At 58.2% G+C, this 13,941-nt stretch carries 15 protein-coding genes and 1 tRNA gene; 8 read left to right on the forward strand and 8 right to left on the reverse strand.

Going from position 1 to position 13,941, the window contains the following annotated elements; all coding sequences use genetic code 11:
* Positions 1 to 65: 65 nt before the first annotated feature.
* Positions 66 to 1,295 carry a glycosyltransferase family 4 protein gene (locus DLM45_RS04565; protein ID WP_210269795.1) on the forward strand — a complete coding sequence of 410 codons (1,230 nt, stop codon included), beginning with the start codon at positions 66 to 68 and terminating at the stop codon, positions 1,293 to 1,295.
* A 23-nt stretch (positions 1,296 to 1,318) separates the two neighbouring features.
* Here DLM45_RS04565 and nusG read toward each other — a convergent pair whose 3' ends face one another.
* The 5 genes from nusG to DLM45_RS04590 all read right to left on the reverse strand — a co-directional run bounded on the left by nusG (position 1,319) and on the right by DLM45_RS04590 (position 5,007).
* Positions 1,319 to 1,864, reverse strand: coding sequence for a transcription termination/antitermination protein NusG (gene nusG, locus DLM45_RS04570; RefSeq protein WP_181335822.1), 546 nt, complete (start codon positions 1,862 to 1,864; stop codon positions 1,319 to 1,321).
* A 255-nt stretch (positions 1,865 to 2,119) separates the two neighbouring features.
* Complete coding sequence (locus tag DLM45_RS04575) at positions 2,120 to 2,836, reverse strand: hypothetical protein (protein WP_181335824.1); 717 nt, start codon at positions 2,834 to 2,836, stop codon at positions 2,120 to 2,122.
* Positions 2,836 to 3,138 carry a hypothetical protein gene (locus DLM45_RS04580; protein ID WP_181335826.1) on the reverse strand — a complete coding sequence of 101 codons (303 nt, stop codon included), beginning with the start codon at positions 3,136 to 3,138 and terminating at the stop codon, positions 2,836 to 2,838. The genes DLM45_RS04575 and DLM45_RS04580 overlap by 1 nt, the downstream gene beginning before the upstream one ends.
* A gap of 222 nt (positions 3,139 to 3,360) precedes the next feature.
* The gene (locus DLM45_RS04585) at positions 3,361 to 4,281 is read right to left on the reverse strand and encodes an IS1595 family transposase (RefSeq protein ID WP_181338185.1); all 921 of its coding nucleotides are present in this window, start codon (positions 4,279 to 4,281) and stop codon (positions 3,361 to 3,363) included.
* Between the two features lie 450 nt (positions 4,282 to 4,731).
* On the reverse strand, positions 4,732 to 5,007 hold the full coding sequence (locus DLM45_RS04590; protein ID WP_181335827.1) for a hypothetical protein: 276 nt from the start codon (positions 5,005 to 5,007) through the stop codon (positions 4,732 to 4,734).
* A gap of 182 nt (positions 5,008 to 5,189) precedes the next feature.
* Here DLM45_RS04590 and DLM45_RS04595 point away from each other — a divergent pair, with 182 nt between their 5' ends.
* Together DLM45_RS04595 and msrB are read left to right on the forward strand one after the other, a co-directional pair.
* Positions 5,190 to 5,459 carry a TehB family protein gene (locus DLM45_RS04595; RefSeq protein ID WP_181335829.1) on the forward strand — a complete coding sequence of 90 codons (270 nt, stop codon included), beginning with the start codon at positions 5,190 to 5,192 and terminating at the stop codon, positions 5,457 to 5,459.
* Between the two features lie 96 nt (positions 5,460 to 5,555).
* Positions 5,556 to 6,005: a peptide-methionine (R)-S-oxide reductase MsrB gene (msrB, locus tag DLM45_RS04600; RefSeq protein WP_181335831.1), complete on the forward strand. Its 450-nt coding sequence runs from the start codon at positions 5,556 to 5,558 to the stop codon at positions 6,003 to 6,005.
* A 69-nt stretch (positions 6,006 to 6,074) separates the two neighbouring features.
* On the opposite strand, the gene DLM45_RS04605 is transcribed toward msrB, so the two are convergent.
* Positions 6,075 to 6,164 (reverse strand) — tRNA-Ser (locus DLM45_RS04605).
* A gap of 122 nt (positions 6,165 to 6,286) precedes the next feature.
* Between DLM45_RS04605 and DLM45_RS04610 the strand changes: the two genes are divergently transcribed.
* Positions 6,287 to 6,784 carry a hypothetical protein gene (locus DLM45_RS04610; RefSeq protein WP_181335833.1) on the forward strand — a complete coding sequence of 166 codons (498 nt, stop codon included), beginning with the start codon at positions 6,287 to 6,289 and terminating at the stop codon, positions 6,782 to 6,784.
* Positions 6,785 to 6,882: 98 nt separating this feature from the next.
* Positions 6,883 to 7,542 carry a peptide-methionine (S)-S-oxide reductase MsrA gene (gene msrA / locus DLM45_RS04615; RefSeq protein ID WP_181335835.1) on the forward strand — a complete coding sequence of 220 codons (660 nt, stop codon included), beginning with the start codon at positions 6,883 to 6,885 and terminating at the stop codon, positions 7,540 to 7,542.
* Between the two features lie 60 nt (positions 7,543 to 7,602).
* Here the strand turns inward: msrA and mepA are convergent, their stop codons facing one another.
* Entirely contained in the window at positions 7,603 to 9,051 is a 1,449-nt protein-coding gene (mepA, locus tag DLM45_RS04620) for a penicillin-insensitive murein endopeptidase (protein WP_181335836.1), read from the reverse strand.
* A gap of 162 nt (positions 9,052 to 9,213) precedes the next feature.
* On the opposite strand from mepA, the gene DLM45_RS04625 reads away from it, so the two are divergent.
* Both DLM45_RS04625 and DLM45_RS04630 read left to right on the forward strand, forming a co-directional pair.
* The gene (locus DLM45_RS04625; RefSeq protein ID WP_181335838.1) at positions 9,214 to 9,867 is read left to right on the forward strand and encodes an alpha/beta fold hydrolase; all 654 of its coding nucleotides are present in this window, start codon (positions 9,214 to 9,216) and stop codon (positions 9,865 to 9,867) included.
* 120 nt (positions 9,868 to 9,987) lie between these two features.
* Entirely contained in the window at positions 9,988 to 11,637 is a 1,650-nt protein-coding gene (locus tag DLM45_RS04630) for a lysine--tRNA ligase (protein WP_181335840.1), read from the forward strand.
* A 13-nt stretch (positions 11,638 to 11,650) separates the two neighbouring features.
* On the opposite strand, the gene DLM45_RS04635 is transcribed toward DLM45_RS04630, so the two are convergent.
* Positions 11,651 to 13,414 carry a GmrSD restriction endonuclease domain-containing protein gene (locus DLM45_RS04635; protein WP_181335842.1) on the reverse strand — a complete coding sequence of 588 codons (1,764 nt, stop codon included), beginning with the start codon at positions 13,412 to 13,414 and terminating at the stop codon, positions 11,651 to 11,653.
* 180 nt (positions 13,415 to 13,594) lie between these two features.
* Here DLM45_RS04635 and DLM45_RS04640 point away from each other — a divergent pair, with 180 nt between their 5' ends.
* Positions 13,595 to 13,936, forward strand: coding sequence for a DUF952 domain-containing protein (locus DLM45_RS04640; protein ID WP_181335844.1), 342 nt, complete (start codon positions 13,595 to 13,597; stop codon positions 13,934 to 13,936).
* Positions 13,937 to 13,941 lie beyond the last annotated feature (5 nt).

Here is a 13,941-nt window from a genome sequence, read left to right on the forward strand (position 1 = left end):
CTGAGCCGTTGCGCGTCATTTTCTTAAACCGCTTCTTCCATCCCGATCACTCGGCGACGGCTCAAATGCTTTCTGATCTTGCGTTTGGCATTGCTGAACGCGGTGCGGACGTGAGCGTTGTTACCAGCCGCCTTCGCTACTCTGGCGGCGACGATCTTTTGCCGAAGCGCGAGCGAATATCAGGTGTCGAAACGATCCGAATGGCGACGTCAAATTTCGGACGGCATGGACTTCTGTTGCGCGCAATCGATTATTTGACGTTCTATATTTCGGCAATTTTTGCGTTGCTCCGGATACTGCGCGCAGGCGACGTTCTTGTTGCGATGACGGATCCGCCGATGCTGGCGGTCATCGCTGTTCCGATCGCGCGACTGCGCGGTGCGCGCGTCATCGTCTGGTCGCAAGATCTGTTTCCTGAAGTGGCTGAAGCGCTCTCAGTCTTCGGTTCGCAGGGTCGGACGGTGTTTTCCGCGCTTCGCTTTATCCGCAACGCTTCGCATCGGCGTGCAGATATGAACGTCGTCATCGGTGAACTTATGGCAAACCGCCTTGCCGCGACCGGCGCTCCTGCGTCACGCATTTCCGTCATTCCGAATTGGGCGGATTGCAAAGAGTTGAGACCGGTCGACGGCGATCGCAATCCATTGCGCGACGCGTGGGGGCTCAAAGGGTGTTTTGTCGTGGGGTACTCGGGCAATCTGGGGCGCGCGCATGATGTGGAGACTCTTCTCTCTGCGGCGGCGCTGATCGAAGCACGAAACTCGATAGCAACGTGGCCTGCGATCCGGTGGCTGTTCATCGGAGGCGGGCACCTTTTCTCCGAAGCAGCTCGCGAAGCCGACGCGCGCGGATTGCGTTCTGTTTCCTTTCAGCCGTACCAACCGCGTCAACGCTTGCCGCAGAGTCTTGGCGCAGCCGACGTGCATCTGGTGATCCTCAGGCCCGAGCTCGAAGGCTTGATCGTTCCCAGTAAATTCTACGGAATCGCTGCAGCGGGGCGAGCATCAATCTTTATTGGTGCGCCGGATGGTGAAATCGCGCGCGTGATCCGCCAGCATAAGTGCGGGCTTCATGTCCAGATGGGTGACGCTGAAGCGCTTGCGAATGCGGTACTTCAATTGATGAATGCGCGCGAGGAGACGAAACGAATGGGGGAGCGGGCGCGTCTGGCTTGCGAAGCGTATTACGACAAAGCTCACGCCATTCGATCGTGGGCTTCAATTCTCGGCCTTAATGTGAGCGGAGAACCTTCAGATCAAGCGGAGCAGATTGATCTGAACATACCCGCTGCTTAACCCGCCGATATCCGACCTCAGCGTCAAACTGCCGAAAGCTGATCTTCGGATACCTGGACCCTCACGGCACCGTTCAGCAAATTCATCAGAACGACAAGGCGGTCGTGTTCCCCCAGCGCTACGATAGTTGCGGCTAGCCCTTCGAAAGGACCGCGCGCCAGGCGCACCACGTCACCCAATTCCCGCGGCGCGGCCGCGCGCGCGATGACGCCACTTACTTCACGGTCTTGCAACGTGGCGATGAACGAATTCGCGAGAGTACTCGGCGTGTTTCCGTTCGTGATGATTGATCTCACGCCGATCGTGCTTCGGATTGCGCGCCACTGCATCGCGGGCGTGTGGCGGGCTACAAAGATATAGCCGGGAAACAGCGGGCGGCGCACTTCTCGCGTTTGCCGCGCGTGGCGCGCAAGCTTGCTGATGACGGGCGCGTACACATCGTAGAATTGATTACGCAGGTTCTCCGCTGCGAGCGCTTCCCGATTCGAATGCGTTTGAATAACGAGCCAATCGGGACAATGCGCGCGAACCACAGGCTGACGATCGAGAACGGGTGCGGATACGTCCATGCGAAGGCGGCTCCAGATTTTGCGCGCTGATTTTATGGCTAATAGAACGTAGTCCTAAATGGGGTACTATATACTTGACGGAACAGATTCTGATGTGTGATGATTCATCCCGACAGGGCGGCAAGGAAAAGAACGTCCCTCAGATAGAGGTGACGCCAGAAATGATTGAGGCTGGGAAACAGGCTCTAATCGCGAACCTTGGCGGAGATTCGGAGCGAGCCACGGATTGGTATTCTGAGGCGGCGGCTGACGTATTTAAAGTAATGCTGTCTGTTTCGCGTCCTCAATCAGAGCAAGGTTGAGAAGCATTAGCCGATCCATAAATTCCGAGACATCCTCTCGCAGTGTCTTGATCTCCGACGATGAAATGTTGCGAGTGTCATATGGAATTCCGTAGCGACCCGGCTTCCCTTTCGTTTTGAGCATTATGTAGACGGCTTGCTCTCTGACGCCGAAAGGATTGTGAGCAACTTCGTTCCGTCGCTCGGCAAGCTTTTGGTAGTCCTTTAAAAGAGTCTTTATTGTCTCCATGTGGGGGCCCGTCCGTGGCGATAAATGAGCAAGCCGAAGCAAAGCCTCGCGTTGCGTCGGCGTAGACTTGAACAGATCAAATATAGCCGCCGCTACATGCATTTCGAGCTTGCTTAATATACAGAATAATGTGGTCAGGTTGCTCTCTAAATGCGACCAAGCATTTGTCACCAAGCCAAGCTCTTTGGCGAGGTCCGGATCAAGTTCAAAAGGTCCCGTCATGCGAAAACCTGCGAAAGATGAGCGTTTGAAAGAGGAACCAGGCGCGGAGGAACGCTTCATGCGCGGGATTGAGAAGGCTTTGAGTACGCCGCCGAAGCCGTTCACGCCGAAGCAAAGTGGAAAGAAGAAAGCGACAAAGACGAGGGACAAATGAGATCCTTTAGGCTGCGCCTCGTCATGCGATTGGCACGGCTGCTTGCCGTGCCAATCGATGTCCATCAGACCTTTTTTACGAAGGGCATCAGTTCAAAGATGTCCTTGTCGGAGGATGCGCCAATAAGGCGCGCCGACTTGTAATCAGGCATTCCGACGAGTGCCAGATCCTTCGATGGATCAATTTTCGCCTTCACCCGACCGGCCAGTGTATCGATGTCCAGATCGCATCTGAACACTATGAACGCAGTGGGTTCGGCCCACCACTTAGTCGTTAGACTTTGAATGAGATCAACCAACCGATTGTAGCGATGCTCGTAATCAGCATCATGGTGGATACGAAAGGTTAGCCAATAGACGTCTGCCATGAGGGCTCACTCCTGTGAGTAAGGTTGAGCCCGGCGCTTGACGCGAGTCACCGAATGGTGAGTATGGAAGTGCAATCGTGTTTCCGCACCGGGCTAAGGTAGTCGGAAACGCAAAACAGGGTGCAGCGTCTCACCGCTGCACCCTTTTCCATCCTGAGATTCGCGATTCGTTACAAGCGGCTGCGTTTCCTCCTCCACACCAAAAAACGCTTCGCGAGCTGCTTATTGGTTCGAGGCTTCGTCAGACGGCCGATAGGTCAGACGCTTGCCAGCCGTCGCCTTGATGATTTCGTTGGCACGGGTTTCATCGTCCACGTCACGATGGTTCCAACGGAATGCAAATTCGTCAGCGTAGCGCTGTAAGTGGGCTTCGGACACCGAGTGGAATGATCCCATGATCCCGCGCTTCAGCAGAGAGAAGAAGCTCTCTGCCGTCTGGATGTGCGAGATGCCGCCCTTGCTGACGTACTCGCCAAGGGAGTGCTTGACGGTTTCGTGCTGGGCGTAGGATTTGCCAGCCTGACGCGACCAAGTGCTGTCATCCGTCATCAGGATTGACTTGCGGTCGGCCTGAGTGAACAGAACTTCGCGGAATGTCTTCTGAGTGACGTTGGCAACGTGGCGGACGCGCATTTCGCCATCACGTTCAATGAGCGCAATGACAGGGTACTTCTTGGGCTCAGGCTTACCCTTGTGAACGTTCTTCTTTTTGCCACCGACAAACGTTTCATCGACCTCAACGATCTTGCCTTCGCCTCCAATGGGTCCTGACGAGACAGGAAGACCCATGGCCTCGCGAATCCGGTGGTTCAGGAACCAAGCGGTTTTGTAGGTGATGCCCATCATGCGGTGCATCTGATGCGCGCTGATGCCCTTCTTGCTGGACGCCATAAGGCGGAAGCCCATGAGCCACTTGGTCAAGGGGATATGAGAGCGCTCCATGACGGTTCCGACCGTGACGGAAAACTTCTTACGGCAGGGACGGCAGAGAACGAGTCCTTTCTTAGCGGCTTCGCCACAGAGGCGGACGACGTTCTTCTGTTCCTTGCAGAAGGGGCAAACCGGACCATGAGGCCAGCGCTGAAGCTCTAAGAACTCGCGGGCTTTGCTTTCATCATGAAAGACAGGATCAGTGATGTTGATGGTCATGGCATTGCTCCTTGACCATCTATGTAGTCCATCGACCGCGTTCTGTCAAGTATATAGTCCCCCCTAAATGACTATTTAGAGCACGCGCTTCCAGTCGGTTATCCACAAGACAACGCCCCGCAGAATTCACTGCGGGGCGTCATCGTTTGTCGGTCGTCTCAATGCTTACGGTGTCGACGTGCTGGATGGTGCCGGAGCAGTTGGAGTTACCTCCGCATGCGGCACTGGAGGTGCCGTTACGTTTGGCGCTTCATTGATCGTACGATTCAACGAAGGACCCCAAGCGGCCGTCGGCCAAAGCGCATATGCGAAAGCCAACAGCATAAATAGAATGACCCAGTTCAAACTCCGATCCGCCGAACGGGCCGCGTCATCAAGCGAGAACCGACTTCCGGTTTTCATTTCATTCCAGAATGCCATGACGCTTCACCTCGCTTTCTGAAGTTAGGGCGTGGTTGGTGCGGTTGGCTGCGTTTCCGGTGCCGTGTTTGCATTCGGCGGTGCCGGATTTACAGGCGCTGGCGACGTCTCGGTGGTATTAGCCTGCGGAACTGTTGTTGTGTTCATCGGCGGAGTGGTCATTGCGCCGTAGGCGAACCAAGCAAGGAGCGCCAAGACAACAACGAGGGCAGCGATGCCCCACGACGCGTTATTCGCCGCGGGCGCGACCATATCGGTGTCTGTGCGACGCCCCGTTTGAGGGTCGGTATGGATTGCCATGATTGTTCCTCCTAACTTACGACTTGAACTGCAAACGGGTGACGGCCGGGTTCGTTCCTACAAACCTTTGCAGCTCGGAGGCATGAACGCTAAATAGCTCAATGAAATCAGGTTGCTGTTAAATTGGCGGGTTGAAATCCGTTGCGCGTGCGCCGCCGTTTTTGAGGCGCTTGGGAGTGCAAATGGCTGTATTGCCGGAGAACGTATCCCTGTATCGAACAACCGCGGTGTTCACCGCACAGACGGTTCCCGCTGGTTTGCTCGCGAACCACACGACAAAGGCTGGTGTATGGGCGCAGCTGAAAGTGGTGAAAGGCACTGTTCAGTATTTTGTTGAAGGCGCCGAGCAAGTCGAATTGCGACCCGGCTCGCCCGGGATCATCGAACCCCAACAGGTTCATCACATCCGCCCTTCGGAGGATGCCGAATTCTTTATCGAGTTCTTCCGATAGGGCCTAAGCAGGATTTTTATCGGGCTGCGGATTATGTAACCTTTCGGACGATCCGAACGTATCCACACTCCCTACCACCGACTGCGAGGTACTCTCATGACGACCTATACGCGTGATCCGGACGCCATTGCGCGGCTTACACCGGAACAATATCGCGTGACGCAGCAGAGCGGGACGGAGCGTCCGGGAACCGGCGAATACCTCGATAACAAGCGATCTGGGATCTACGTCGACATCGTATCCGGCGAGCCGTTGTTCGCGTCGTCCGACAAGTTTGAATCGGGCTGCGGCTGGCCGAGCTTTACGAAGCCGATCGAGGCGGCCAACGTCAGCGAATTGAGCGACATTTCGCATGGCATGGTTCGAACGGAAGTACGTTCGACGCATGGTGGCAGCCACCTCGGGCATGTGTTTCCGGATGGGCCGCGCGATCGGGGCGGGCTGCGTTACTGCATCAATTCCGCGTCACTGCGTTTCGTCCCGCGCGAAGCCATGGAAGCGGAAGGGTATGGCGCATACCTCGATCAGGTCGAGGATGTCGCGTAGTCACCAACTATGATTGCTTGAAACCTGCGATCAGACGCTCAGCGCCGGTGTGCGCTGTGTGAAGAAGATTGGCGGAGGGGGTGGGATTCGAACCCACGAGACCCTTTCGAGCCCACACGCGTTCCAGGCGAGCGCCTTCAACCACTCGGCCACCCCTCCGCGAAGCAGCGCACTATACGCATCGCCGCCCGAAGCGCAACGCCTCCCGTGCAGTCGGACGGCTCTTGACCCCAGCGACGCGCAGCCACAGAAATGGACCAGCTCACAGGATATGCTGCTTAATGACCAGCGCCCGGCTCTTCAAATTCTTCGCTCTTTTGTCGCTCAGCGCCGCGGCCATTGCTGGCTGGCTTTGGCACACGACGGGCGAAGCCCCGGAGCCCTGGCTCATACGGATCGCCACTGTCGCCTGTTTTGCCGCACTACTTCTTGCAGTCATCAACCCTGAAACGCGGCCACGGCTGATGCTCCGTTTCCTCGCCGCACTCTTCGCGCTGTTCGCGTTGATTGCATTTGCCGCGGATATTTCCCGTCCCGCGGGTAGCGACGGATCGGTGCTGGGCGTCTCTCTGCTTCGGTATCTGGATATGTACGCGCCGTCATTTGTGGAGGGGCTGGAACGCATTGTCAGCCGGTCCATTGCGTCGGGTGCCTGGGATCCATTTCTGACGACGTTGATGTCTCTTCCGGCCTCGCTGATCTTTCTGCTGCTGGCCATCGGAGCCGGGTATCTTGGCCGCCCGCGGCGGCGCGTTCGCATCTTCGTCAACGATTACTGACGGCGGGTCCCGGTTCGAATTCCGCGCTTTCGCTGAAACGTCAGCGCTCGGCGCCGCGTATAGAGATCATCCGTTTTCCAGCACAGGATCGAACCGCCATGTTCGCAAAATCCCGCATCGCGATGCCTTCGGCTGACGCCGCCCCCAAGGGCCGTGCGACGCCGATCTTGCCCGCGTCCGCTGAGCACTACCTGTTCTCGCGCCCGCTACACGGCCCTTACCCCGAGGGTCTCGAAACGGCGGTGTTTGGGCTGGGGTGCTTCTGGGGCGCGGAGCGGCTTTTCTGGCAACTCGGCGACGGCATCTGGATCACCGCGCCGGGGTATGCCGGAGGCTTCACGCCGAACCCGACCTATGACGAGGTGTGCACCGGCAGAACCGGGCATACCGAGGTTGTCGTTGTCGTGTTCGACCCGAAGGTCCTGCCGTATGAGCGGTTGTTGCAGACCTTTTGGGAGGCGCACGACCCGACGCAAGGTTTCCGTCAAGGTAACGACGTCGGGACGCAGTATCGCTCCGCGATCTACACGACCACGCCTGAGCAATTCGCGACTGCGATGGCATCGAAGCGCGTTTACGAGGCCGCGATTGCCGCCAAAGGTTACGGCGGTATCACGACCGAGATCGAAGAGGCGGGCGACGTCTTTCTCGCTGAGGAGTATCACCAGCAGTATTTGGCGAAGGTTCCGAATGGATACTGCGGGCTGCGCGGAACGGGCATCGCCTGCCCGATGCCCGCGGCGGGGTCTAACGACTAAATCCGCCGGGCCGTTCATACCCTACGCGCCGCGATTGGACATTCAGTCGATCGCGGCGTGCTATTTCTTCTTGTTCTTGTCCGCAGAGACCGTGTGGTCGATATGCGGCCGCAGCGCAGGACTTTTCGCTGCTTCATGGGCATTGGCCGGAACTAGCCCAGTGGCCTTTGCGAAGGCCAGCCGCGCCGCCGCTGCTTGAGCGAGCGCCTTCTTAACGGCAACGTGAGTCAACAAGGCGGCCTTCGGAACTGTCACGGGATCCGGTTTAGAGGCGAGCAGCGCGCGACATTCGCTCGGAAGCTCCGACAACATCAAAGGCGGCTTCGGCGGCTTCAGTTTGATGCCGGGTTTCTCAGCGACCGGCGGCGGTACGGCTGGCGTTTTCGCAGGGATCACTCTGGACAGCCACCAGTCGACTTCCTTGCCGCAGCCATCCTCGTTCGTCGTCGGGAATTGCGGTTTGCAGCCCGCGAAATCGGGCGGGCATTTCGTGCGGATGTGGAAATGATAGTAGTGCCCATAGTACGGACGCACCTTGCTGAGCCACAACCGATCCGTTCCCGCGCCTTCGCATAGGGCCTTTTTGATCGCCGGGTGGACGAATATCCGCTCGACCTCGGGATAGGACGCCGCGCGCTTGATGAGCGCCGCCTGTCCGCCGGTGAAAACTTTGGGATCGACGGCAACGCCCGTCTTGTCGAGCATCGATGTTGCCTCGAGCTCTTCGCGCTCCTTGTAGGAAAGGCGCCGGTTGGGCATCGGCGTGAGCCAGATGTCGGCGTCGAGACCGACTTGATGGCTGGCGTGTCCGGTCAGCATCGGGCCGCCGCGCGGTTGCGAAATGTCTCCCACGAGAAGGCCGGGCCAGCCATCTTCCTTCTGGGATTCGATCGCCAACTTCTTGACGAGTGCGATTAAGGACGGATGACCCCAATTTCGATTGCGCGACAGCCGCATCTCTTGCCAAGCGGGTCCGTCGATCGGCAGCGGCACAGCCCCGGACAGGCATCCGCGTGAGTAGTAACCGATTGCGCGCGCGGCCATCGGCGCTGGCTTCTTCGCTTTGCCGAAAAGATTCTTCGCACCGACGAATTCCGGCCACTCGGGCAGCGTTTCGTCTTTGCCGACGCTCGCTGTCTCTGACGGGATAGGCTCGACTTCAATCGAAATGGCGCGCTGTGTCGATCCGGACGACCCAGGTTTGGCGTCGGATTCGGAAGCAGCTTTGCCGTCTGGTTCCTCGCTGCCGTCACCCTCGCTTCCGAAGGACAGACTGTGATTCTGCGGAACGAACCCCGGAAGACTTGAATCCGACGCCGATGCGTCCGTTGCGGTCTCAGCGGCCGGTTTTGTATCTGCTGGCGAAGCGGGCTTCGGTTCAGGCGTCGACGCGGATTTTTGCTGATCCGCAAATGCAGGTGCGACGGGCCACACGCCGCCGCCCTCGACCAGGCCGAACCCGATCAAGCATAGAACGAATGGCGACGCGAACAGCCTTGCGGCCTTCATGCCCTATCCCGCCTTTGCTTCATGTCTGAGCCGTTATACTCCACTCTCGGGCGAAATTCCGACTCCGAACAAAATCGTGACCTGCGGGCCGCTTTCCCGGCGGCGCGATGTGATACCGGAGTACCATAATTATCCCCATCTGACGGCCATTAGGAGTTGCGGTTGACGTTCAAAATCGAGGCGGGGCCTGCGTCCGCGCCCTACCATCTTATTCTGGCCCACGGGGCGGGAGCTGGCGTTTCCTCGCCCTTTTTTGCGGCGATGTCCGAACTTCTCGGTGCGCGGGGCTTAAGGGTTACGTGCTTTGAATTCGCTTACATGGAGCAACGTCGCGACGGGGGGAAACGGCGACCGCCTCCGCGCATGGAAAAATTGTTCCCGGAATACCTCGATGTGGTGCGCGAAATTGCGCAGCAAGCGAACGGTGCGCAAACCATCGTTATCGGCGGCAAATCGATGGGCGGGCGCGTTGCGAGCATGATCGCGGACGATCTTTACGATCAGCGCCAAATCGCGGGTCTCGTATGTCTCGGATACCCGTTTCATCCGCCAGGGAAGCCTGAAGCGCTTCGCACCGATCACCTCGTCTCGCTCAAAACGCCAGCGCTCATCGTGCAGGGCGAACGCGATCCTTTCGGCAATCAGAGTGAAATTGAGGCTATGACCCTCTCTTCATCGATCGCATTTCGCTGGATCGGCGATGGCGACCATGATTTTGGTCCGCGCGGCGCATCCGGCTTCACGCGTAAAGGTAACCTTGCTGAGGCGGCCGACGCCGTTGCGGCATTTGTTTTGGGGCTCGACAGCGTCCGTTGACGCCCCTCCCCGCTGCTCCTACGGTGCGCCCACGGTTGCCAGCCCTTCTGAGGGCTAAGCGCCTTTCGTCCGGCAGTTCCCTTCTCCCATAACCAGACCGTAAAGCAGCAATAGCCCGCAATGACCACGCCTGTTTTTTCAGCAGATCACACCGCCGCCAGCGCCAATTCCAAGGCTTGGCCATTCGAAGAAGCGCGCAGGCTGATCAAGCGGCTCGAACGTCTACCGGGCGGCAATGACAAGACGGTGCTGTTCGAAACCGGCTATGGCCCGTCGGGGTTGCCGCATATCGGCACGTTCGGAGAGGTGGCGCGCACGACGATGGTACGGCGCGCGTTCGAACTGCTGACGGGCGGCGAGCGCAAGACGCATCTCATTTGTTTTTCCGATGACATGGACGGACTGCGCAAGGTTCCAACGAACGTTCCCAACCAGGAGATGCTGCAGCAGTATCTGGACAAGCCGCTGACGCAGGTGCCGGATCCGTTCGGTAAGTTCGAAAGTTTTGCGCATCACAACAACGCGATGCTGCGCGATTTTCTCGATCGCTTCGGCTTCGAGTACGAGTTCTATTCGGCAAGCCAGTGCTACAAGTCGGGGCTGTTCGACGAGACGCTACTCAAGATGCTCGCGGCTTACGACAAGGTGATGGACATCATCCTGCCGACGCTTGGGCCGGAGCGGCAGGCGACCTATTCACCGTTCCTTCCCGTTTCCGAACGGACTGGAAAGGTGCTGCAAGTGCCGATGATCGCGCGCGACGTCGCGGCTGGAACGATTACTTACGCGGATCCCGAAACAGGCGAGAAGATCGAAACACTCGTCACGGGCGGACGCGTCAAGTGTCAGTGGAAGGCGGACTGGGCGATGCGCTGGACGGCGCTCGGCGTCGATTACGAAATGGCCGGCAAGGATTTGATCGACAGCGTCACGCTTTCGTCGAAGGTCTGCAAGGCGCTTGGCGGTACGCCGCCCGAAGGCTTCAACTACGAACTCTTTCTCGATCAGAACGGCGAGAAGATTTCCAAGTCGCGCGGTAACGGCCTGACGATTGAAGAGTGGCTGACCTACGCTTCGCCGGAAAGCCTATCGCTGTTCATGTTCCAGAAGCCCAAGAGCGCCAAGAAGCTTTATTTCGATGTGATCCCGCGCGCGGTGGACGAGTATCTGCAGTTTCTCTCCGCCTATCCGGGACAGGAAGCAAAGCAGCAACTCGACAATCCCGTTTGGCATATTCACACGGGTCAGCCGCCCGCACCTGAGTTGCCGATCACATTCGGTCTGCTGCTCAATCTCGTGTCGGTGTCGAACGCGGAAAACAAGGACGTGCTGTGGGGATTCCTGCGGCGCTATTCGCCCGGTGCAACGCCTGAAAACAATCCGATCCTCGATCGTCTCTCCGATCGCGCTGTTCGCTATTTCGATCAGTTCGTCAGGCCGACGAAGAAGTTCCGTGCGCCGGACGAGGTTGAGGTCGGCGCGTTGAAGGCGCTCGATGAAACACTCGCGTCTCTGCCAACGGACGCCGACAGCAATTTCATTCAGAACGCGCTGCTGGACGTTGGGCGCGCAATACCCCGCTATCAGGATACGACGAAGGTTGGACCTAACGGCGGGCCGGGCGTGAAGCTCGACTGGTTCCAGGCGATCTACGAGGTTCTGCTAGGGCAGGAGCGCGGTCCACGGCTCGGCACGTTCATTGCGCTCTATGGAATCCCCGAAACGCGTGCGTTGATTGCGAAAGCGTTGAACGGCGAACTGGGAAGCTGATCCACCCCACGCCTTAGACGAGGCGCGCGATCTTCTGCTGTGCAACGGGTGCAGACACGCGCGGCGCCGGCTTTTGCGACAGGATGTCGATGCGCCAGATTTTTTCCATCATGCCGATCAAGCGGTGCTCGCGCTGCTCGATCTGATCGCGACGCCATTCGTTTTCGCCAAGCACATCACGCGTGATGGCGAGTAGCGGCGCCGCGCCTGATCCATTGCCGTAGATTTCGCGCTTCTCGGCCCAAGAGGCATTGCGCGCACGATCGTTCTCTTTTTGCGTGATGAGAACGAGGTTGCCGAGGTTTTCTATCAACTCGGAGCGCTCTTCGCTGCTTGGAATCCAATGCCTCCAAACGCTCGTCGCCGAGGGTCGCTGCGGCAGCACATGCTCGATCGTGTAGATATCGGGATCGACGCCTAGCGCCGAATCTCCAAGCTCATCGCTGAGCCGCAATAGCAACAAACGACAGATTTTTGGATTGCGTTTGTGAAGGTCGCGGAGATGGAAGGCGACGCTCCGCATTTCATCGCGCGTCAACTGTAGAACGGGATGAGAGATTGAGATGGGGGCGCCGGTGCGGATGACTTTGATGAGGTCTGCGAAGCGGCGCACGCGCTTGCCGGAGCCCGCGCAAAGCAGCCGTAGAAGCATTGCGAAACGCTCGATCTCGCGGAGCAGGAACGCCGCGTGCTCAGGTTCCTGCTGCCAGTTCTTCAACGCGAGAATGGCGGCCGGGGCCCAATCGGCATCTGGCAGTCGATTGAGATACTGCAGCGTGCGCTGCATTTCGAGCGGCAGTTCTTCCGCCCCGTTTTTTCGGATCAGCACGTAGGCTTTTGCGTACGGAATAAAGATCGTCTTGAAGAACGTTTCGGCGCCGCCCTGCTCATCTATCAGGGTTCGCACACCGGTCACGATTTGCAGTCGCGCGTAACCGAAGATCGTGCGCAAGTGGCCGAAGAAGGCTTCGAAATCGTCGCCCAGCGCGGCGCTGATTTCATCCCAATTCTGAGCCGCCCAAGCCATCTCGCCTCCTGAGATGCGGCTCAAAATGTCGGACTTGATGATGTCGTTGCGCTGGAGGCGTTTGCCGCGTTCGTTCAAGACCACGAAGACTTGATGCGCCCGATCGATATCGTTGCCGACAATCACCGCGACGTGGCAGCGATCGGCGACGAAGGCCGCGAGATCTGCGCGTGCCGAGCCGGACAGCTCGGAGAGCAGCGTGCGATAGCGGTCGCGCACCTCCAGCAGCGCATTTCCGGACGCGGCTTCCGTATCGCTCTCAACGAAGTCGTCCGCGGCTTTGGGCCGCATGACTTTCTCTTCAAAGACGGGGCGATCGCGTCCGGCCAAATGTAGGCGCAGGCGCTCAGACCGGAAGAAGCGGCCGCCGCGCTGCGCGACGAGCATCGTCTTTATTTTCTTGCCGACAGGCTTGCGCGGATCTTCCTCAAGATCGCGCAGGACGGCTAGCAACGTCATCAACGTCACGATCCGTTGCTGGCCGTCGATAACGTCGAATTCGCGCGCAGTCATCTTGGCGGAGAGCTTGCGCGTCTCGTTTCCGGGCGTGTCCATCAAAAGGATCGCGCCGAGAAAATAGTCGTGCGGCCTGGCACCCTCGGTGCCGATGCCTCCGGCCTCGATCAGGTCGTCAAGCAGATGCTCCGCCTCTTCCCGTCCCCACGAATACGGCCGCTGAAATATCGGAACATTCAAAAGGAAAGGTCGAGAGAACAGCTCTGCAATGCTGAGAGACGCAGTTGGATACACGAATTGAACCTTTACCTCATCGCCTTCCTCTGGCGTCGCCCTTCAGCAATACCAGCGGGCGGTATGAATGCGGTTGTGCGAATATACGTTCGTGATAGCAACGTTCCGATAACCGCGCCACTGGGTCAGGTGATCACTTCGTCCTACAGGAATGACATAAGCCATCGACCGCGGGCACGCATGAACCACATCGTTTACAAGATTGCCAGAGCTTCGGAATGGAATGCGGCCGCAGCCGCGGGGCTTTTTTTGGGCTCGCCGGATGACGTTCGCGACGGCTTCATCCACCTCTCTTCGAAAGAGCAGCTTCAAGGTACATTAGATAAACATTTCAGTGGCCAGAATGACCTCGTTCTCATAGCATTTGAGGAACAGTCGCTTGCACCTGAATTGAAGTGGGAAGCTTCTCGCGGCGGCGCGCTGTTTCCCCACTATTACGGCGCTCTTCCAATATCGAAAGCGCTTTGGCACCGGCCGCTCAAGAGAGGTCGTGACGGCATTGAATTGACGGAAGAAACTTGAAGCGG

It is taken from the genome of Hyphomicrobium methylovorum (assembly GCF_013626205.1).
GTDB classification, from domain to species: domain Bacteria; phylum Pseudomonadota; class Alphaproteobacteria; order Rhizobiales; family Hyphomicrobiaceae; genus Hyphomicrobium_B; species Hyphomicrobium_B methylovorum.

Excerpts from the sequence above, each read along its gene's own strand:
- msrA (WP_181335835.1), top strand. The coding sequence starts at position 6,883 with ATGTTCGCAAAATCCCGCATCGCGATGCCTTCGGCTGACGCCGCCCCC.
- DLM45_RS04595 (WP_181335829.1), top strand. The coding sequence starts at position 5,190 with ATGGCTGTATTGCCGGAGAACGTATCCCTGTATCGAACAACCGCGGTG.
- DLM45_RS04590 (WP_181335827.1), bottom strand. The coding sequence starts at position 5,007 with ATGGCAATCCATACCGACCCTCAAACGGGGCGTCGCACAGACACCGAT.
- DLM45_RS04565 (WP_210269795.1), top strand. The coding sequence starts at position 66 with ATGCTTTCTGATCTTGCGTTTGGCATTGCTGAACGCGGTGCGGACGTG.
- DLM45_RS04640 (WP_181335844.1), top strand. The coding sequence starts at position 13,595 with ATGAACCACATCGTTTACAAGATTGCCAGAGCTTCGGAATGGAATGCG.
- msrB (WP_181335831.1), top strand. The coding sequence starts at position 5,556 with ATGACGACCTATACGCGTGATCCGGACGCCATTGCGCGGCTTACACCG.
- nusG (WP_181335822.1), bottom strand. The coding sequence starts at position 1,864 with ATGGACGTATCCGCACCCGTTCTCGATCGTCAGCCTGTGGTTCGCGCG.
- DLM45_RS04610 (WP_181335833.1), top strand. The coding sequence starts at position 6,287 with ATGACCAGCGCCCGGCTCTTCAAATTCTTCGCTCTTTTGTCGCTCAGC.
- DLM45_RS04630 (WP_181335840.1), top strand. The coding sequence starts at position 9,988 with ATGACCACGCCTGTTTTTTCAGCAGATCACACCGCCGCCAGCGCCAAT.
- DLM45_RS04580 (WP_181335826.1), bottom strand. The coding sequence starts at position 3,138 with ATGGCAGACGTCTATTGGCTAACCTTTCGTATCCACCATGATGCTGAT.
- mepA (WP_181335836.1), bottom strand. The coding sequence starts at position 9,051 with ATGAAGGCCGCAAGGCTGTTCGCGTCGCCATTCGTTCTATGCTTGATC.
- DLM45_RS04575 (WP_181335824.1), bottom strand. The coding sequence starts at position 2,836 with ATGGACATCGATTGGCACGGCAAGCAGCCGTGCCAATCGCATGACGAG.